15 protein-coding genes are annotated in these 18,574 nt (G+C 51.6%); 6 read left to right on the top strand and 9 right to left on the bottom strand.

Annotated elements, in window-relative coordinates:
- Positions 1 to 4: 4 nt before the first annotated feature.
- The 5 genes from ACYVAD_RS03460 to nusB form a co-directional block, all read right to left on the bottom strand.
- Positions 5 to 694, bottom strand: coding sequence for a hypothetical protein (locus tag ACYVAD_RS03460; RefSeq protein WP_461138058.1), 690 nt, complete (start codon positions 692 to 694; stop codon positions 5 to 7).
- Positions 695 to 772: 78 nt separating this feature from the next.
- Positions 773 to 1,096: a preprotein translocase subunit YajC gene (gene yajC, locus ACYVAD_RS03455; protein WP_461138057.1), complete on the bottom strand. Its 324-nt coding sequence runs from the start codon at positions 1,094 to 1,096 to the stop codon at positions 773 to 775.
- Between the two features lie 12 nt (positions 1,097 to 1,108).
- Positions 1,109 to 1,561 carry a DUF1573 domain-containing protein gene (locus tag ACYVAD_RS03450; RefSeq protein WP_461138056.1) on the bottom strand — a complete coding sequence of 151 codons (453 nt, stop codon included), beginning with the start codon at positions 1,559 to 1,561 and terminating at the stop codon, positions 1,109 to 1,111.
- Between the two features lie 77 nt (positions 1,562 to 1,638).
- Entirely contained in the window at positions 1,639 to 1,941 is a 303-nt protein-coding gene (locus ACYVAD_RS03445) for a YtxH domain-containing protein (protein WP_461138055.1), read from the bottom strand.
- 90 nt (positions 1,942 to 2,031) lie between these two features.
- Complete coding sequence (gene nusB, locus ACYVAD_RS03440; RefSeq protein ID WP_461138054.1) at positions 2,032 to 3,168, bottom strand: transcription antitermination factor NusB; 1,137 nt, start codon at positions 3,166 to 3,168, stop codon at positions 2,032 to 2,034.
- A gap of 286 nt (positions 3,169 to 3,454) precedes the next feature.
- Between nusB and ACYVAD_RS03435 the strand changes: the two genes are divergently transcribed.
- A complete protein-coding gene (locus ACYVAD_RS03435) occupies positions 3,455 to 5,236 on the top strand; it encodes an ABC transporter ATP-binding protein (protein ID WP_461138053.1) in 1,782 nt (593 codons plus the stop codon).
- Positions 5,237 to 5,271: 35 nt separating this feature from the next.
- On the opposite strand, the gene ACYVAD_RS03430 is transcribed toward ACYVAD_RS03435, so the two are convergent.
- Positions 5,272 to 6,516 carry a cation:proton antiporter gene (locus ACYVAD_RS03430; RefSeq protein WP_461138052.1) on the bottom strand — a complete coding sequence of 415 codons (1,245 nt, stop codon included), beginning with the start codon at positions 6,514 to 6,516 and terminating at the stop codon, positions 5,272 to 5,274.
- 150 nt (positions 6,517 to 6,666) lie between these two features.
- Between ACYVAD_RS03430 and ACYVAD_RS03425 the strand changes: the two genes are divergently transcribed.
- The 3 genes from ACYVAD_RS03425 to ACYVAD_RS03415 are packed head-to-tail and all read left to right on the top strand — an operon-like array spanning position 6,667 to position 10,503.
- Positions 6,667 to 7,755, top strand: a complete 1,089-nt coding sequence (locus tag ACYVAD_RS03425) for an alpha/beta hydrolase (RefSeq protein ID WP_461138051.1) — start codon at positions 6,667 to 6,669, stop codon at positions 7,753 to 7,755.
- A gap of 2 nt (positions 7,756 to 7,757) precedes the next feature.
- A complete protein-coding gene (locus tag ACYVAD_RS03420) occupies positions 7,758 to 9,233 on the top strand; it encodes a leucyl aminopeptidase family protein (RefSeq protein WP_461138050.1) in 1,476 nt (491 codons plus the stop codon).
- Positions 9,234 to 9,291: 58 nt separating this feature from the next.
- Entirely contained in the window at positions 9,292 to 10,503 is a 1,212-nt protein-coding gene (locus tag ACYVAD_RS03415) for an ATP-grasp domain-containing protein (RefSeq protein ID WP_461138049.1), read from the top strand.
- Here the strand turns inward: ACYVAD_RS03415 and ACYVAD_RS03410 are convergent, their stop codons facing one another.
- Positions 10,504 to 10,902, bottom strand: a complete 399-nt coding sequence (locus ACYVAD_RS03410; RefSeq protein WP_461138048.1) for a VOC family protein — start codon at positions 10,900 to 10,902, stop codon at positions 10,504 to 10,506. It lies immediately after the preceding gene.
- Entirely contained in the window at positions 10,899 to 12,263 is a 1,365-nt protein-coding gene (locus tag ACYVAD_RS03405) for a neutral/alkaline non-lysosomal ceramidase N-terminal domain-containing protein (protein ID WP_461138047.1), read from the bottom strand. The genes ACYVAD_RS03410 and ACYVAD_RS03405 overlap by 4 nt, the downstream gene beginning before the upstream one ends.
- Positions 12,264 to 12,848: 585 nt before the next feature.
- Between ACYVAD_RS03405 and ACYVAD_RS03400 the strand changes: the two genes are divergently transcribed.
- Positions 12,849 to 13,925, top strand: a complete 1,077-nt coding sequence (locus ACYVAD_RS03400) for an AI-2E family transporter (RefSeq protein WP_461138046.1) — start codon at positions 12,849 to 12,851, stop codon at positions 13,923 to 13,925.
- 224 nt (positions 13,926 to 14,149) lie between these two features.
- A complete protein-coding gene (gene thrA / locus ACYVAD_RS03395) occupies positions 14,150 to 16,621 on the top strand; it encodes a bifunctional aspartate kinase/homoserine dehydrogenase I (protein ID WP_461138519.1) in 2,472 nt (823 codons plus the stop codon).
- Positions 16,622 to 16,698: 77 nt separating this feature from the next.
- On the opposite strand, the gene ACYVAD_RS03390 is transcribed toward thrA, so the two are convergent.
- On the bottom strand, positions 16,699 to 18,447 hold the full coding sequence (locus tag ACYVAD_RS03390; RefSeq protein WP_461138045.1) for a hypothetical protein: 1,749 nt from the start codon (positions 18,445 to 18,447) through the stop codon (positions 16,699 to 16,701).
- Positions 18,448 to 18,574: the final 127 nt, after the last annotated feature.

The raw sequence follows: 18,574 nt of genomic DNA, 5'->3' as shown, positions 1-18,574 counted from the left end.
GGAATTAAGGAGTTGACAGGAGTTCGCCTACTTCAAAACTGACACCAACCCGGTCGGTACTAGTGCGTAACAGTGGGTGGCGGAACTGATTCAGAAGTACTTCTTCGTCATAATTGGCAGCAATTCGTTTCCGTGGAACCTTAACAACTAATGTATCGGGTACGCCCTTAATCAGCCGTTCTGGGCCTTCTACCTGAATTGTTCGGGGCGTCAGGTTGATAACGCTCGAGACCATAAAACGGGGTGCCAGATTGATGTGAGTACTGTCGGCAATCAATCGAACCGTTTTGGTAACCCGCCGGTCAAACACCATATCGAGGGTGTCGGAAACGACGTAGTTTACTTTGATCTTCTTAACCTGATCGTCCAGCTCGTTAGCGAGCGTCGCCATGTTAATCCGGGAGGCCGTTAGTGGATTTTTAACGATATAGTCCACGGGCTGAACCTGAAAGGGAAACCAGGTGTGGCCCAGCAGACCCCAGCCATCGCTCGACACATTAACCACCACTGAACGGGGTAATGGTTGAGTGGGAATATAAAGTGAGTCGTTGTAAACGAAGTGAATTGGGTAAGCTACATTCCGGGTGTAACCGGTTTTGTTGAGCGCGTTCAGCAGCCAGAAAAGCGCAGCCGCTCCTAAGCAGAGCAGCGCCCGGGCAGGCTGAAAAGATCGAACGTTAGAGCTGGGTATCACAACGGAAAAAAGAGGAAAAGAAAGGGCGTTGGACAGGAAACTGTCGGCAACGCCCTTTAAATGAGTTTGATCTGTTGGCTATTTCTCGGCCGACTCGGTTGGTTTGCCGGTGGCTTCGCGCGAGATTGATGTCTTCTCAAACACCATCTTAACTCCCCGGTCTACTTCGAGCGTTACGGTCGTTCCCTCAACGGCAACAATGCGACCATGGAGCCCGCCGATGGTAACGACACTATCCCCCTTCTTGAGGTTGTCAACGAAGCTTTTCTGATCCTTCTGCTTTTTCTGCTGCGGACGGATCATGAAAAAGTAGAAAACACCGATAATACCAACCCACAACACGACATTGTAAATCATGGAAGTGGTTGAACCGGAGGAAGCCTGTAATAAAAGAGCGTGCATGCGTCAGTGAGTTTATGATGTTTTGGTAGAGTCGGCTTTGGGGTTGACCATCGCTTTGAACTGCAGGTCGGTCATAGACGGATCAGTATTGGCAAAGACCGTAATCGTTTTACTCTGTTCCCCCTGTTTACCCCGGCTGTTGAACCGCACCCGAATCGAACTTTTAGCGCCGGGAGCTACTGGTTCACGAGGCCATTCCGGCGTCGTGCATCCGCAGGAAGCGGTAATGTTATTGATAATCAGTGGGAATTCGCCGGTGTTGGTAAATTCAAAACTGTGCTCGACGGTATCACCTTCGGTCATCTGACCGAAGTCATAAATGCCTTTTTCGGCGAAAGTGATTTTGGGCATCTTTTCCGACGCGCTTGCCTGCGCCGATTCGCCTTGCTTTCGGTTGTCGCAGCTCATCTGGCCGACACTCAGGCCAGCGAGAGCTAATACAAGGAGCCAATGGGTAGCCCGCATGTGATGAGAATAATGGGTTAACTGAAAAAGTCCTGCGGAGCTAGCCAAAGCTGTTTCCGCAGGACAGTGATTCGTCCTTACGCGTTCTGCTGTTTGATCTGAGCCATCAGCCGGTCTACATCTTCCAGTAGCCGTTCTGCTTTCTCACGAGCATCATTCACAACGCGTTGTCCTTCATTCCTTGACAGATTTTCGGGTATGTCCGACGAATCGATCAAGTCTGTGATCATACGTTCAATCTGCTCCCGGTACTTCGAAAGCCGGAATGACATACGATCCCGGGTAATCTTGCCCTTGTCAGGTGCGTATAACAAGCCGAAAGCAACTCCAGCGGTGGCTCCGGCTAGTAGAAAAAGTAAGTCGCGGCCAGTTCTGCTCATAACTGAAAAAGGTTTATGCACTACAATTGTGCGTTAAAAGTCGACAAAAGGTCCGATCTAATAACAACACAATTATATAACGTTCATATTTTATTTATTATCCAATAACCCACGTCCGCTCTTTCTTAGACGGCCCGATGCTTGCAGCTTCTCGGACAGGTTATCCAGAATTCCATTTACAAATTTACCGCTTTTGGGCGTACTGTAGGCTTTTGCCAGCTCGATATATTCATTAATTGTCACCTTAACCGGAATGCCGGGAAAGTTAAGTAGCTCACAGACCGCCAGTTTCAGAATAATTTTGTCGAGAACGGCCACGCGCTCAACGTCCCAGTTTTTTAATTGATCGGACAGTAATTGCTCGTAGTCGGCATCATTCTCCAGCGATTTACTGAACAGCGTATTTAAAAACCGCTCGTCTTCCTCCCAGTCATCGGTAAGAGGTTCCAGTTTCAGGCCGGTTGGCGTCTGGGCTGATTTGAGGGTCCGAATGGCTAAGCCGCGTACCACCTCGCTGTTTTCCGTCCAGCTCAGGTCGATTTCGGCGAGGTAATCCCGGATGGTATCGCTCTTGAAAACAAGCGTCCGCAGAACGTACTGGGCCAGTGCCTGATCTTCGTCTTCGGTATGCGTCCGCTGTTCGCAGTAAGCCCGGTACGTATCGTCAGTTTTCAGAACTTCCCGCAGTGCTTTGCGAACAAAGCCCAGGTCATCGGCCCAGGTAATACCCTGCCGTAGTATCTCATTCTGTAACGGCTGGTGGTTGGCCAGCGCCTGAACTACCGTATTGTTGTTCAAATTGGATTCAAACGGGAATGGCGTTTCGTCAACGTCGCGGTATTTTCGTTCGCTATCAATCTGAGCCGCGTGACCCAGTTCAACCAGCAGCGAAAGAACCCGGATATAATCTTCGTAGATGCCGTTGACCTGCTTGATCATCATCTGTGCCAGATGCTGCCGGTCTTTTTTGGACCGGATCTGGTAGAAAAGATAACCGTCGTTGGCGGCTTTGAGAACGTTGGTCGGCGCGTCGTCGTCCTGGGCAGGTTGATTGGCTTTAACGGCTTCTTCGAAGAGAACGCCAGCCAACTTACGAAAGCCTTCTAGTTGTCGTTTGTTCTGAGGCTCCATCGAGTTCAGATCGGGCTGAAACAGATCGGCTATACCGTCCAGAGCTAATTGCTGGTTAGAAAATTCTGCCTGCCGAAGCGCATAAAGCGCCTGCATTACTTTGATACGGAGTAATCGCCTGTTCAACATGTTACTACAACTATAAAATCGACCAATAAGGAAAAGAACTGCCCAAAGGGAGCGCAAATTTACGGCTTTTACCCGTTTTGCCAATGGATCCAGTAAACTTAACTGTGTTTATGCTTTAGGCGTTCCCGGCAAAAGCAGATGGGTCAACAGGGAACGGGAGTTAGCATTAGCCGATCGACTAATCCAGCGGTGAGAGCACCTGCAACTTTTCGCAAATTCGGAGGGTTACGAATAGAAAGCGTCAGGCGTTTCTGTGAAAGCACTTTCCTATCTCAATAAATACCTCCTCAAATACAAATGGTACTTGATCTGGGGAACGGTGTTTACCGCTATTTCTAATCTGTTCGGTATTTTTCCGGCGCAACTGGTCCGCTACGCACTGGATCTGGTGCGCGAAACACTAGACGTTTATTATCTGTACGATCAATCGCCCGTCCAGGCGAAGCTGTACGACGTCTTCGCCTTTAGTCTGCTGCTGTTTGGCATGATGACGCTGGCGCTGGCGTTGCTGAAAGGGTTCTTCCTGTTTCTGGTCCGGCAGACGCTTATCGTGATGTCGCGGCACATTGAGTATGACCTCAAAAACGAAATCTACGACCACTACCAGACCCTGCCGCTCAGTTTCTACCGGCAGCATAGCACGGGTGATCTGATGGCGCGGATTTCGGAGGACGTGAGCAAAGTGCGGATGTACGTCGGGCCCAGCATTATGTACGGGCTGAATCTGATTGTCCTGTTTACGCTGGTGATTTCATACATGGTGGGTATCAACGCCCGGCTGTCGCTCTACGTACTGCTGCCGCTGCCGATTCTATCCGTAGCTATCTACTTTGTCAACAGTATTATTATTCGGCGGTCGGAGGAAATTCAGCGGAGCTTGTCAAGACTATCGACGTTCGTACAGGAGTCATTTTCGGGTATTCGGGTGCTGAAAGCCTTTGTGCAGGAGTCCAATTCTGCGGCTAAGTTCGAGCTTGAAAGCAACGAGTACCGGAATAAATCGCTGGGGCTGACCCGCATCGATTCCTTGTTTTTTCCCATTGTCGCCATTCTGGTTGGACTGAGCAATATTCTGGTCGTTTACATTGGCGGGCAGGAAATCATGGCGGGCAGACTAACGGCGGGGAACATTACGGAATTCATTCTTTACGTTAACATGCTGACCTGGCCCGTGATGGCCTTAGGCTGGACAACGAGCCAAACGCAACGCGCAGCCGCGTCGCAGCAGCGGATCAACGAGTTCCTGAACATAAAAACCAATATCGTTTCACAAAAGAATTTGGAGCGCCCCATCAACGGTGAGATCCTGTTTGAGAACGTTCGGTTTGTGTATCCTGACTCGGGGATCGTCGCCATTAAGAATTTTTCAATGCACGTCCGGGCGGGCGAAACGGTTGCGATTCTGGGCACAACGGGCTCGGGGAAAACGACCCTGGCCAACTTGCTGACCCGCATGTACGATGCATCGGCGGGAGAGATTCGCATCGACAACATACCTATCCAGGACTACAATCTGACTTCGGTGCGCGAGCAAATGGGTTACGTCCCGCAGGACGTTTTCCTATTCTCCGATACCATCAGCAACAACGTTCGCTTCGGTAAACCCGATCTGTCGCAGGAGCGGGTAGAGCAGGCCATCCGTGACGCTGATCTGTATCAGAACGTACTGGGCTTCCCCGAACAGTTTGACACGCGCGTTGGGGAGCGGGGCGTTACGTTATCGGGTGGTCAGAAACAGCGACTAAGTATTGCTCGGGCTATCGTGCGCGACCCCCGGATTCTAATTCTGGACGACTGCCTATCGGCGGTGGACACTAACACGGAAAACATCATTCTGAACAACCTCCAGCGTATCATGCAGAATCGGACGTCGGTTGTGATTTCGCACCGAGTGTCTTCCGCCAAACTAGCCGATCACATCATTATGCTTGATGAGGGCGAAATCATCGAACAGGGTACTCACGACGACCTCATTGCCCGGAACGGCGCCTACCGCGAACTCTACGAAAAGCAGTTGCAGACGGAAGAGGTGTAGTCGAGAAGAATCACAGATTGGCAGTATGTCCGTCCTTACACATCCGGATATAGCCGCTTGATGAGTCGCTCCATCGTTAGTCCCTGGACGATGACGGAAAAGAGCACGGCTGAATACGTAATTGTTACGATGAAATCTTTGTGGGGTACGGTGTCATCAATGGATAGGGCCAAGGCAATAGAAATGCCGCCCCGTAATCCACCCCATGTCAGCATAAGTGGCGCCTTTTCGTCGAGATCAAGCCAGCGCCGAGCCAGACCGAAGGGGATGACGATAGCGAAATACCGGGATACAATTACGATCAGGGTTACCAGCAGATAGACCACCCATAAAGAGAGGTGCAGGTCAATAACCAGTAGTTCAACGCCCATCAGCACAAACAGGATCGAGTTCAGGATTACGTCAAGCAGTTCCCAGAATTTATCCACATAATCTTCAGACGTAGCGCTCATGGCGCTACCACGGGCCCGATCGCCAACCAGCAGACCGGCGACAACCATGGCTAAAGGACCCGATACGTGCAGCGCTTGGGCTAATGCGTACCCGCCCATTACGCCTGCCAGCGTGATAAGTACCTCGGTCTGGTAGTGGTTAATGGTACGGATGAGCCGGTACATGATATAGCCGAGCAGGAGACCAAACAGAATACCACCACCTGCTTCTTCTAGAAACAAAAGAGCAAAGTCACCAATGTTGACACTTTCCCTACCGTTGAGGACAATGCGGTAGACGGACGCGAATACAACAACTGCAACCCCATCGTTGAAGAGCGACTCGCCGACAATATTCAGCTTGACGTTTTCGGGCAATTTAAATTTGGCCAGAATACCCAGAACCGCAATCGGGTCAGTCGGGGAGATCAAAGCACCAAACAGCAGGCAGAGGCTAAGTGGAAGGCTGAAACCAAGCCAGTTTGATACGTAATAAAGCCCCGTGCCGATGAACGCAGTACTGAGCAGCACCCCCAGAATAGCCAGAATGATAACCGAGCGTCGTTCGACGCGAAGCTTGGCCGCATCGGTATGGAAAGCCCCCGCAAACAGCAGAAAGCTAAGCAGAATATCAAAGACGATTCGGTTGAAGTCAAGCTGGGCTACGCTTTCCTGGACCACTGTGAACAAGGCTGGGTTGACGCTGTCTAACCCCACCATCAGTAACGAAAAGGCCATCGACATGACCATGACGCCAATCGAATCGGGCAATTTGAAAAAACGGGTATTGAGGTAAGCGCACAACGCTGCTACGACAATCAGAAGAATAAGTAATGTAAAGCCGCTCATAGACTATTGGCTGTCAAGTCTTAGTAACAAGTTCCTGGTAAGAGTAACTGGATTTATGGGTATGATTGTTGGCGGATCGTAAACTATTCTGCTTAGCAAACTTTTCCACGTTTGGCTGAACCAAGTGCAAGGAGCAGGGCTTTTATGACTATGTCTTCGTCGCTACGTCTGGAACTGTACACCCCTGTTGTTGATGATCGTCCGGTATTTCTGGCGGGTTCGATTAATGACTGGCACCCCTGCGATGAGCGCTTTCGATTGCAAGCGGTTGGCGAAGGACAATACGTACTGGAGTTTCCGGAGGGAGAACCTCTGCCTGAATCGTTTGAGTACAAATACACAAAAGGTGGCTGGGATCACGTCGAACTAGGCTCAACGGGTGAAGGAGTTCTGAACCGACATTGTGCTGGCGTAGCCCACGTTGAACCCGACATCGTACCACACTGGCGCTGGTATGGGAATCAGATCAACTCGGACTATCTGCCCCGGATTGAGCTGATCAGCGACCATTTTAACCTGCCTCAACTGGATACCACCCGACGCGTTCACGTACTGCTACCTCATGACTACGAAGCCAATCCGGACAAACGTTACCCGGTACTCTACCTGCACGATGGTCAGAATCTTTTCGGAGCAGGTACTGGCTACGGGAGCTGGCAGATCGAGCAAAAAATGGCGATCCTGGCCAGTCGGCGTAACCACGAAGTTATTCTCGTGTCGATTGATCACGGCGAAGCCGAACGCATCCGGGAATTTACGCTGGAACAGACGCGGGCGGGGAAAGGAAAAGGCCGGTTTTACCTGGAGTTTATTAAGCAGACGCTCAAGCCCTTTATCGACTCATCCTTTCGAACACTGCCCGATCCTGAACAGACGGGTATCGGGGGGAGCTCGCTGGGCGGCCTGATCAGCATTTATGCCGGACTGCGGCACCCTGATGTGTTCGGTCGACTGCTGGTTTTCTCGCCCTCACTCTGGATTTCGCCTAAGATTTATTTTGATGCAATTCGGTTCGAGGCTCCGGTGCCCATGCGCATCTTTGTGTACGGGGGCGAAGCCGAAGGGGCCTATATGGTGCCGAACTTACAGCGATTCAAGGATGCTTTGGTTCGGCAGCAGTACGGGGGGCATACCATTGATATGTATTTGTCTATTGATCCGGAAGGAACGCACCAGGAACAGCACTGGAGCCGGGAGTTTCCGCGGGCGGTGGAATGGTTATTTTACGGACAACATTAACTATGCAGATTACCCTAGCAACCCAACTTAATCAAATCGGTGACCTACTCATTCCGGTCACTCAGTCCGATTCTCTGGCCAGCCGAATAACCGAACTATCCCAGCGCTTGGGCATACCAGCCGATGTACTACAGCGCGATTTTACGGCCGAAGCCAAAGAAATATTGCCCTTGTATGGGTCGGATGGGCGCCGGACCTATGTAATAGGTCTCGGTTGCGAACCGCAGGTGATGGATTGGCTGAAAGCGTTCCGACTATTGTTTTTTAAACAGAAAGAGCGGCTGTCAAACCAGGCAACCGTCGATCTGACGAGCTTCTCGGGCGAACTGGTCGAAGCCGTCGTGCTGGGCATCCGGGCTGGAGGCTATGACTTACGTTTGTATCAAACCAGTAAGGAAGAAAAGGCGACGATCTTTTCGGACAGCGGACACGTAACGATCGTTGTCAGGCCCGATCAGGAGGCAATCGCTCAGGATGCACTGGATCGGGCCGAAGCGCTGGCCGGAACCCAGCGAGCGATGTTGAACCTGATGAATGCTCCTGCCAACTACAAAACCCCACAAACGCTGGCTGACTGGGCTGTTGCTTCGGGTAATCAGTACGGCTATAACGTTACGGTGCTCGACAAAGCCGCACTGGAAGAGCAGGGGCTGGGAGCCTTGCTGAGTGTTGGGCAGGGAAGCGCCGTGCCGCCGGTACTGATTGTGATGGAATACAAACCCGAGGGTGGAGAAAACTTACCCAAATTGGGGCTGGTGGGCAAAGGTGTTACGTTCGATACGGGTGGCCTGTCCATCAAACCATCGACGAACATGCACCTCATGAAGAGTGATATGGGGGGGGCTGCGGCCGTTTTAGGGACGCTGGAAGTAGCCGCTAAGCTGAAACTCCCCGTCCACCTGATCGGGATTGTGCCGGCTACCGAAAACTCGGTCGATGCCAACTCGACCCGCCCCGGTGATGTCATTACGTCCTACAGCGGTAAAACCATAGAGATTATTGACACCGACGCCGAAGGACGGGTTATCCTGGCCGACGGGCTGACCTACATGACTCGCCATTTTCAACCTGATGTACTGATCGACCTGGCTACGCTGACGGGGAGCGTAATTGCGGCACTTGGCTATCACGCGGCCGGACTCTTTACGCCCAGCGATACGTTGGCGACTCAATTGATCGAAGCGGGTAGTCAGACAGGGGAGCGGCTCTGGCGAATGCCGGTCTGGGATGTGTATAACGAAGACATCAAATCGGACGTAGCCGACGTAAAAAACTTTAGCGGCAAGCCGGTAGCCGGCTCCATTAGCGCGGCTAAGTTTCTGGAATTTTTCACTGATAAACACCCCGCTTGGGCGCATCTGGACATTGCCGGAGTGGCGTTCGCCGATACGGAGTTTGGCTCGCAAAAAAATGCGACCGGCTTTGGCATACGCCTGCTTGTGCATTATTTGCGAACCATACCGTCAATTAGTCGTTAACGGAGCGGTACCGAATACTATCATTGGCGTATATTCCCACCCAAACCCATCCAGATCCATGAGCCAGTTATCGTTTTTGTGCATTGCCACCTTCTTCAAAGGACAGGAATTTATGCGGACCTGTAAAGAGCTGGGCAATACGGTTTACTTACTCACCACCCAGAAACTGGCCGATGCCGAATGGCCGCACGAAGCCGTTGATGAGGTTTTTTATCTCCCATCGCCGAGCAACGAGCCAGAAGACCTGGAGCAGATGATCGTTGGGCTGGCTCACATAATGCGCTCGCGGCAGATTGATCGGGTCGTGGCACTGGACGATTTTGACGTAGAGAAAGGTGCGCTGATCCGCGAAACGTTCCGCATCGACGGGATGGGGCAGACGACTTCCCGTTATTTCCGAGATAAGCTGGCTATGCGCATGCGGGCGGCCGCGGCTGGTATCCGGGTTCCTGCGTTCAGCCCGCTTTTCCACGACGAAACGATTACCGACTTTCTTCAGAGAACCGAAGGCCCCTGGCTGATCAAACCCCGTTCCGAAGCTTCGGCAACGGGAATAAAAAAAGTACACTCGCTGGAGGAAGCCTGGGCGGTGATCCACACGCTGGGCGATCTGCGCTATCAGTACCTGATTGAAACCTTCAAGCCCGGTCATGTGTACCACGTCGACGCTCTATCAGTAGAAGGTAAAGCGGTATTTACCCGCGTTAGTCAGTACCTGGCGACGCCCATGGAAGTGTCGCACGGGGGCGGGGTGTTCCGGACCATGACTTTACCCATCGATTCGCTGGATGCGCAGGCGGTGCAGCAGTTCGATAACCAGGTGCTCGAAGCCTTTGGCATGCGTTATAGTGCGTCGCATTCCGAATACATCCGCTGTGACCACGACGGTGAACTGTATTTTCTGGAAACGTCCTCCCGCGTGGGGGGAGCCCATATTGCCGAAATGGTTGAAGCGGCCTCGGGGGTAAATCTCTGGCGGGAGTGGGCCAAGCTCGAAACGGCTATGGCCTGTAAGGAACATTACGTGCCCCCGGTCGATAGTGAGCAGCAGGCGGGGTTGATTGTTTCGTTAGCGCGCCAGCAATGGCCCGACCTGACCGGATTTACCGACGCTGAAATTTTCTGGCGGATGAATAAAGAATACCACGTTGGTCTGATCGTTCAGTCCAATGACCGCGACCGTATCCGTCAGTTACTGGATGAGTATATGCACCGCATTTATCAGGAATTTCACGCGTCCGCCCCGGTTCCCGATAAGCCGACAAACTGATCAAACCTTCTGGCTGGGTTCGATGAAATCCCAGAGGTTGCCGTACATATCTTCGAAAACCGCTACGGTCCCGTAAGGCTCCGTGGCGGGCTGCCGGACGAAACGGACGCCTTTCTCCGTCATAGCCTTATAGTCTCGCCAGAAGTCGTCGGTGTATAAAAACAGGAATACGCGACCTCCCGTCTGGTTACCGACGAAAGACTGCTGGTGCTCGCCATCAGCTTTGGCCAGTAAAAGGGTAAAGGAGCTGTCTCCTTGCGGAGCAATGCGAACCCACCGTTTAGTCTCGCTGAGTTTGGTATCTTCTACCAAAACGAAGCTGAGCGTATCGGTATAATACTGAATGGCTTCGTCGTAATCGCGGACAAGAAGGGAAATCTGAGCCAGTCGTTGCTTCACGGGGTGTCGATTTTGTTGAGTAAACCTACCATCATTTCCTTGAAGTAGTCACCATTATAGGGACCAAACCAGTTCATGTCGCGAGTTTCATACGTTGCCCGATTGTAATACCGGTCGGGCGTTACGTAGCCAATGTAGCCACCGTCGAAACTGGTAACCATCAAGTTAAGCCCCTTTCGTTGGGCCGCTGGCTGAAGTTCGGCCGCGAGTTCGCCCGAAAAGTCGCAGGGCGTACCAAGCAGAACGGTTTGACCAATCCGTAACGCTTTCAGGTCGGACGGATAATCGCCGTACAGGGCGTAAAACAACCACGGACGTACTCGCCAGTTGCCAATTACGCGTGGATGTGGCTCCCGCAGGCCAAGCGGTAAGGTCTGCACAGCGAGGGTACTATCCGGATGAAGTTTCATCTGGGGAACGCTGTGCTCGACCCGTAACGCGAGATCGCCCGCGTAGTTACGAATCTCCTGAAAATCGGTTGTACCGCGCGCCTGTGGCCCCGTACTGCCTACGGCTCCAGCCAGGAAGACGGCAAAGTCCGCCGATTTCTTTTCCAGTCGATCGACTAGTGAGCCTGGATAATCCCGGCTGAGGTAGTCGCCATTACGCATATCGAACAAGGTAGCGTGTCCGGCAAAAGAGCACAACAGGGCCGATTGCCCCGACGACTTTTGCAGCTTTATCATCCGAAACTGCCCATCGAGCGGACCGGTCGGGCCAGAAAAGCCAATGCGATTATAAATGTGATCGGTAGCGTCCACCTGCGCGTAGCCGATCTGCACATGAGCTACGGTCTGCTGAGCCTGTTTGATAGCCGCCAGAATGCCGTTGGTAATCTGATCAACGATCCGTTCGTCGTACTTCCCAGCAATTAGCCGGCCTACCAGACCCGGTACCCAACCCCCCATGCTGTTATGCGAGTGAATAGCCCCGGTGTATACGTTCTCCCAGCGAAGTCCTACTTCCGGCAAGCGTTGCTTGAGCCGTTCAACGACAGGGGGTGGCGTAATGAGTAAGTCCAGCCCGACGACAGCTGCTTTTGTCGTGCCGTTATCCAGTACAATCGTTCGGACGTAAATCGAATCGCTGACGAGCCGCCAGTGCTTCCCCAATCGGTTGCCGTAGCCACCGGTTGGGGTGGTATAAGCAGGCGTAATGTTGACTTTAGCCCAGCCCGCCCGTAGGGGAGCCTGCCCGGTTAAGGGATTGGGCAGTTGCGCCAGCCGCTGTTTGGTCTGTGTGTAGTAGGGCATCTGCTGATATGGCGTCTCATCAACGGGAGCCAGGCTCACGGCTAGAAACAGAAGCAGAAAAACTACCAGCCCAAGCAGGCCTTTCAATAAAATACGAAGAAATTTCATACAGTACCCCGGCTCGGAGCAGCGTAGGCCGGAGTACAAAGGTAACAGCCGTAATTTTCCTTTATCAGAAAACTCGTCAATGTACACAAACGAAAAGGCACCCAAGAACGTCTCAGGTGCCTTTTGATGATCTACCGGTTGCCCGGCTCCTCAAACTAACATTATACTCTTTCCCTGTACTTGCTCACCGAGTGGCTTTCCGAAGGCTCCCAAGGCGTAACCTCGTGGAGAAATATGTTTACTGACTGTGGTCAGATCAATGACTGTGTATTTGTACGTTGGTTGACCGTCTGCGAGTAACGTACAGACAGATATACGGTGACTGATCGAGTCTGGATTTGTGAATAGTGAAAAAATTTAAAGTTTTTTTCAGGCGAACAGATGGTTTTCGGGTAAGTGGTTGATTGTGAGCGGATAATTCCTTCGAAGTAGTGGGGGTATTTTTACGTATAATCTGAATAATCTGCTAGCGCGAGGTGATAATTGAAAAAGTTATCATCTAAAACAGGCCTTTCAAAACCACTCAACCGCTGGTGGGTTAGTTTCATAGACATATCGTCGACTAGATTTATCCAACGTTATTCTATGGGAAACTCTAACTCATCTACCAGCGGAGACGTCAATCCATCGTTCGTCAAACGGTCCCTGGTAGTTATCGCCTTGGTTACGTTAACCATACTGGTACTAGCGCTGCTGTATATCGGGATGCAGGTTCTATTTCTGGTGTTGGCCAGTGTGTTGCTCGCCTTGCCGCTTCGGGCCGGAACTCGCCTGCTTAGCAGAAAAACAAAATTACCGGAAGGGGCCTCGCTGGCCGTTGTGCTGTTAACTACCGTAGCCGTTATCTATGGTGTATTTGCCTTACTCTCCGGCGCTATCACGCAGCAGATAGACGATTTACAGGACCAGCTACCGGGGTTAATCAAAAACGCACAGCAACAACTGTCTCGGTCGGAGCTTGGCCAACGTATCGCGAATGATCTCTCGAGCGACGAATTCAATCTTGAGAAGATGGCCAAAGAAGGCAATTGGTTTGGGCGGGCGTTCGGTGCTGTTTCTTCGGTGTTCGGTGTATTGAGCAATTTCTACATTGTATTTTTTGTCACGCTGTTTATTGCGGTTAGCCCCGACACGTATTATAAAGGGATTATTCTGCTGGTACCGCTATCTGGCCGCGAACGGGCGCATGAAGTGATGGCTAAACTAGGCGACACGCTGCTGAACTGGTTGACAGGGCAAGTGTTTTCCATGACTGTTGTAGGTGTCCTGACTGGGATTGGGCTCTGGATAATGGGTATCCCACTGGCAGGTGTTTTGGCGCTGATTGCCGCTTTACTGTCTTTCATTCCCAATTTTGGACCGGTGCTCTCACTCATTCCTGCCGTGTTGGTAGCGCTGGTGAATGGCCCGGAACAGGTCATATATGTAGCGGCACTCTATATCGGTGTCCAGGCCGTCGAGAGTAATCTGATTACTCCGCTAGTACAGCAGGAACTCATAGAAATGCCACCCGCTCTGATCCTCGTGGCTCAGGTAGTAATTGGGACGATTGCGGGTGCTGTTGGGGTCATTTTTGCCACGCCTGTTGTCGCGATCATCATGGTACTGGTGAAAATACTGTACATCCGCGATGGACTGGGGGATAAGTCGGTAAAGGTATGAGCCAAATTGTTGAGTTGATCCGTAAGTGAAAGGGCGCGCCGATGGGTGCGCCTTTTTGCTGAAACAAGCCCAGAAATGTTGGCGTATTGTTACCTTTGTCGCTCCCCTGGCTTCATCAGAGCGTGCTGATGCGTTTGATAAACAACAAAAGTTGTCGGCGCTTTGCAGGCTTCATAAATTACCGATTGCTCATTCATTTTACGCCGGAGATCCGGTTATTACCCATGTATGTACTGAAATTCGGCGGTACCTCAGTTGGTACCGTAGAAAGCATCAAACAGGTTATCGAGATCATTGATAAACAGCGCCGTGCCGAAACCGTGCAGGCAAACAATGAGGTTGCCGTTGTGTTTTCGGCAATGGGGGGTGTTACCAATCAACTTATTGAAATCGGCCGGATGGCTGCTACGGGCAGTATCGATTATCTTGAACTGGTACGCCGGATTGAAGACCGACATTTCAACGTCATAAAAGCGCTGATCCCGGTTAAGGAGCAAAGTAAAGTGTTTGCTACGGTACGGGGCATTATCAACGAACTGGAAGATCTGTTGCGGGGTGTTTCGCTCATCCGCGAACTGTCAGCCCGGACGCTCGACCTGATTACCAGTTTCGGGGAGCGCCTGTCGACAACGGTCATTACCGAATGCGTAAAAAGTCGGGGAATTCCGGCGCAGTACTGTGATGCCCGAACACTGATTAAAACCGATAGTCAGTTTGGGCAGGCGGCAGTAAATTATACGTTGACCAACCAACTAATTCAGGATTACTTCGCTAAATCAACGGACATCCAGTTGATTACGGGCTTTATTGGTTCGACGGAGAAAAATGAAACGACTACGCTGGGTCGGGGCGGCTCTGATTATACGGCGTCCATTATTGGGGCGGCTCTGAACGCTAAAATCATCGACATCTGGACGGACGTTGACGGAATGATGACGGCCGACCCCCGGAAAGTCCCCAACGCATTCAATATCCCGACCATAACCTACGCCGAAGCGATGGAACTGTCGCACTTTGGCGCGAGAGTGATTTATCCACCCAGTTTGCAGCCTGCTTTTGCCCGGAACATCCCGATTCGGGTGCTGAACACGTTTAACCCCGAGCACGAAGGGACACTGGTCAGTCGTACGGCTGAACGTCGTCAATACACCATTACGGGTATTTCAAGCATTGATTCCATTGCGTTGGTGAACGTACAGGGATCGGGTATGATCGGTGTTGCGGGGGTATCCGCTAAGCTGTTTGGGGTACTGGCCGCACACCGGATCAGTGTTATTCTGATTTCGCAGGCTTCGTCCGAGCACTCGATCTGTTTTGCTATCGATCCGCGTGGTGCCGAGGACGTCAAGGAGATTCTGGAAACTGAGTTCGCTACTGAAATTCAACACGGTTATATCGATAATATCTCTATCGAACGTGATCTGTCAGTCATCGCCACAGTAGGCGAGGGTATGCGGAAAAGCTCGGGGATCGCCGGGAAGTTGTTCTCGGTGCTGGGTAAGAACGGGGTGAACATTGTGGCCGTTGCGCAGGGGTCATCGGAAATTAACATTTCGGTGGTCATTAACCGGAACAACCTCTCGAAGGCGCTGAACGCGCTGCACAACATCTTCTTCCAGTCCGAAGCGCGGATTCTGAATCTTTACCTGGTGGGAACGGGGCTGATCGGCCGGACGCTGATGCAACAAATCTGCGACCAGGCGGCCTTTCTGCGCGACGAGCGCCTATTGAAGGTATGCGTCGTCGGGATGGCCAATACCAAAAAAATGCTGCTCGACCCGAAAGGAACGTCGCTGACCAACTGGACCGAGCGGTTGCTGACCGAGGGGGTTACGACTTCGCTGCCAGCCTTCGTTGAAAAAATCAAAGACTATAACCTGCCTAACAGCGTATTTATCGACTGTACGTCCGACAAGGATATTGTGCAGTTCTATGAGTCGTTGCTGGATGCGAATATCTCGGTTGTTACGCCGAACAAAGTCGCCAATTCAGGGCCGTACAGTGAATACCGTCGGCTACAACGTACGGCGCTGAACCGGGGCGTTAAGTTTCTGTACGAAACAAACGTCGGCGCGGGGCTTCCGATCATCAATACTGTGCAGGGGCTGATGACCTCCGGCGATCGATTCCTGAAGATAGAAGCGATCCTGTCGGGAACGCTGTCGTTCATTTTTAATACGTTCCGACCAGGCGTATCCTTCGCCGATGTAGTTCGGGAAGCCAAGGAGAAAGGCTTTACTGAACCCGACCCACGCGATGATTTGAGCGGGCAGGACGTAGCCCGGAAAATTTTGATTCTGGCCCGCGAGGCTGGTTTCCCACTGGAGCCCGAGGACGTAACGATTAACAACCTGTTACCCGAATCCTGTCTGTTGGCTCCAACGATTCCTGCTTTCTTCGACGAACTGGAACGTAACAACGACTACTTCGAGAACCTGCTGGCCGAAGCTGAAGCAGCGGGTCAGAAGCTGCGTTTTGTGGCAAGTTTTGAAAACAACAAGGCCGTTATTGGCCTGCGTCCGGTTGGTCCGGATCATCCGTTCTACATGCTGTCCGGTTCAGATAATATCGTTTCGTTCACAACGGAACGATATAAAGACCGGCCGCTGGTCGTTAAAGGGCCGGGAGCCGGAGCTGAGGTAACTGCTTCGGGGGTATTTGCTGATCTGGTTAGTATAGGCAGCTATCTGGCTTAAAAGAATAATGCGCAACGTAAAAGGGCCCGGCTTTTAGACCGGGCCCTTTTACGTTATGAGCTATAAATAAACTCGGGCTAGAAGACCCAGTTGCGGTAGGGAATGTTCCACCGGACGGCCAAACTTGCCACCTGATCACTGTATCGAGCGGGCTGGTACTGGCTGTCCTGGAAGCGATACAAATACCGGGCTTCCAGAAATACGTTATGCCGGATCATATACGACGCCCGTACATCGCCGTAGGTTAAGATGGTTTTACGACCCTGCCCGATGAAATTGCCCTCGTTACGCACGCGATCGAAGTAGTCCTGTAAAATATTACCGCCGTAGTTCCGGTCTGGCGATGGGTCCGCGCCGTACATCATTAGCCCAAACGTACCATTGGCGGACAGCTTCTGGCGTTGGAAACGGACAATAGCCAGCCCTTCCATAAAGTTCGCGCCCAGTGGGTGAGCCAGTGGCTGGCTGTAATGCGCGTAGTTGGTTTGTCCCGCACTAACAGTCGATGATTTGGTATGCGAGTACGTATAAGGCCGGGCCAGATTCATCTCTAACTGCAGATCGAGATTCGGTACGTCGAATGCATCGATGTATTTACCGCCTAATTGTACGGCAAATTTGTTGGTCCAGCTACCCTGCCCGCGGGTTAACTCACGCAACACAAACTCGTCCAGCATAACCTGTCCGTAGACCAGAAACTGTGACTGAAAATTTACTTTAGCATCCAGACCAATCAGCGCGTTATCGGCACTACCCTGGCTGGATTCGACGTAACGATAAAAGATAATTGGGTTCAAATAATTCAGATCGACCCGATCACGACTGAATACCTCAGCCTCAAACAGACCGATGTTGACCCGATCACTCACGTTGATGCTAAGATGGTGCATAGCCGCAAACTTGGGCGGAATCAGACGCTCTTCGGCAGCCGGGGGTAAATTCTGAGTATTCTGAAGGTGTGTAAACAGATTAGTATACTGAATCCGTTTGCCCAGGCGGGTTGAGAACTTGGCGAACAGGTACGGCGGGCTATTGTCCGATAACAGGAGCGAGCGAAACCCATTACCGATAAAATTCCGGTCGTGGCCAAACTGGATGTTGATGACTTTGAGCGCGTTAAACGTAATGTAGCCCCGTGCTGATAGGAAATCTACTCCGTTCGTGCGGTAATTTTTTGTAAACCCTTCGCCGGGGGCCGAACCTTCTGCCCCACCATACCGACTGTACGTCTGCCCGTACTGCTGAATGTATTCTGGATAGATGGCCTGGTTTTCGGAGAAGAAGGAGTAGAAACCCAATTTTTTACCAATCGATCCCCGAATCTCGATGCCACGGGAGTTGATGAAGTTTAGTTTCTGGCCATCCGCGGGATTATTAACCTCATACGATACTCGTTCAAGACCCGCTCCGAAATAAACCGCTGGGCTGACGTGCAAATCAATATCTTCCGTCTGCAGATTATAAAAATCGGCTTTCTTCTTGTAGAAATGACGGAACAGCGGCTCGCGGCTGTTACCCGGCTCGGGATCACTGGGCGTCGGCTTCACCCATTCCCAGCTGTCGTTACGTAGGTAATCCAGATTAAAATAGTCCGAGTCGGATAGGTCGCGAGTAGGATTAGCTAAAATACTGTCTGTTAGCTGAATAACACTTTGCCGGTTGTAAGGCTTAATGCTGCTGTGAAAGCCATCTGCCCAGCGATTCTGCCGGATTTCGAGCCGGTCAATCAGATGGTAATAATCGGAATTAAGCGGTACGAATGGACTTTGCGCGCGGACGGACAGGGAAAAAAAGAAAAGGCAAAGAAGGTAAACGTTGTGACGCATGTACTTTACTAGCTGTTGGCGCCCTACAAATTAGTTGTGCGGCCGGGCGCCGAGTAGGCCGGTTAAATTAGGCAATTGGTTTGGATATACGGTAACGGCGGGGCTAATTTACGGCGAAAGAAGCCTT

Source organism: Spirosoma pomorum, from assembly GCF_054776615.1.
The sequence above is the reverse complement of the archived record's forward strand: the minus strand, read 5'-3'. Positions and strand labels throughout refer to the sequence as shown.

Excerpts from the sequence above, each read along its gene's own strand:
- yajC (WP_461138057.1), bottom strand. The coding sequence starts at position 1,096 with ATGCACGCTCTTTTATTACAGGCTTCCTCCGGTTCAACCACTTCCATG.
- ACYVAD_RS03450 (WP_461138056.1), bottom strand. The coding sequence starts at position 1,561 with ATGCGGGCTACCCATTGGCTCCTTGTATTAGCTCTCGCTGGCCTGAGT.
- ACYVAD_RS03445 (WP_461138055.1), bottom strand. The coding sequence starts at position 1,941 with ATGAGCAGAACTGGCCGCGACTTACTTTTTCTACTAGCCGGAGCCACC.
- nusB (WP_461138054.1), bottom strand. The coding sequence starts at position 3,168 with ATGCAGGCGCTTTATGCGCTTCGGCAGGCAGAATTTTCTAACCAGCAA.
- ACYVAD_RS03430 (WP_461138052.1), bottom strand. The coding sequence starts at position 6,516 with ATGAGCGGCTTTACATTACTTATTCTTCTGATTGTCGTAGCAGCGTTG.
- ACYVAD_RS03425 (WP_461138051.1), top strand. The coding sequence starts at position 6,667 with ATGTCTTCGTCGCTACGTCTGGAACTGTACACCCCTGTTGTTGATGAT.
- ACYVAD_RS03420 (WP_461138050.1), top strand. The coding sequence starts at position 7,758 with ATGCAGATTACCCTAGCAACCCAACTTAATCAAATCGGTGACCTACTC.
- ACYVAD_RS03415 (WP_461138049.1), top strand. The coding sequence starts at position 9,292 with ATGAGCCAGTTATCGTTTTTGTGCATTGCCACCTTCTTCAAAGGACAG.
- ACYVAD_RS03405 (WP_461138047.1), bottom strand. The coding sequence starts at position 12,263 with ATGAAATTTCTTCGTATTTTATTGAAAGGCCTGCTTGGGCTGGTAGTT.
- ACYVAD_RS03400 (WP_461138046.1), top strand. The coding sequence starts at position 12,849 with ATGGGAAACTCTAACTCATCTACCAGCGGAGACGTCAATCCATCGTTC.
- thrA (WP_461138519.1), top strand. The coding sequence starts at position 14,150 with ATGTATGTACTGAAATTCGGCGGTACCTCAGTTGGTACCGTAGAAAGC.
- ACYVAD_RS03390 (WP_461138045.1), bottom strand. The coding sequence starts at position 18,447 with ATGCGTCACAACGTTTACCTTCTTTGCCTTTTCTTTTTTTCCCTGTCC.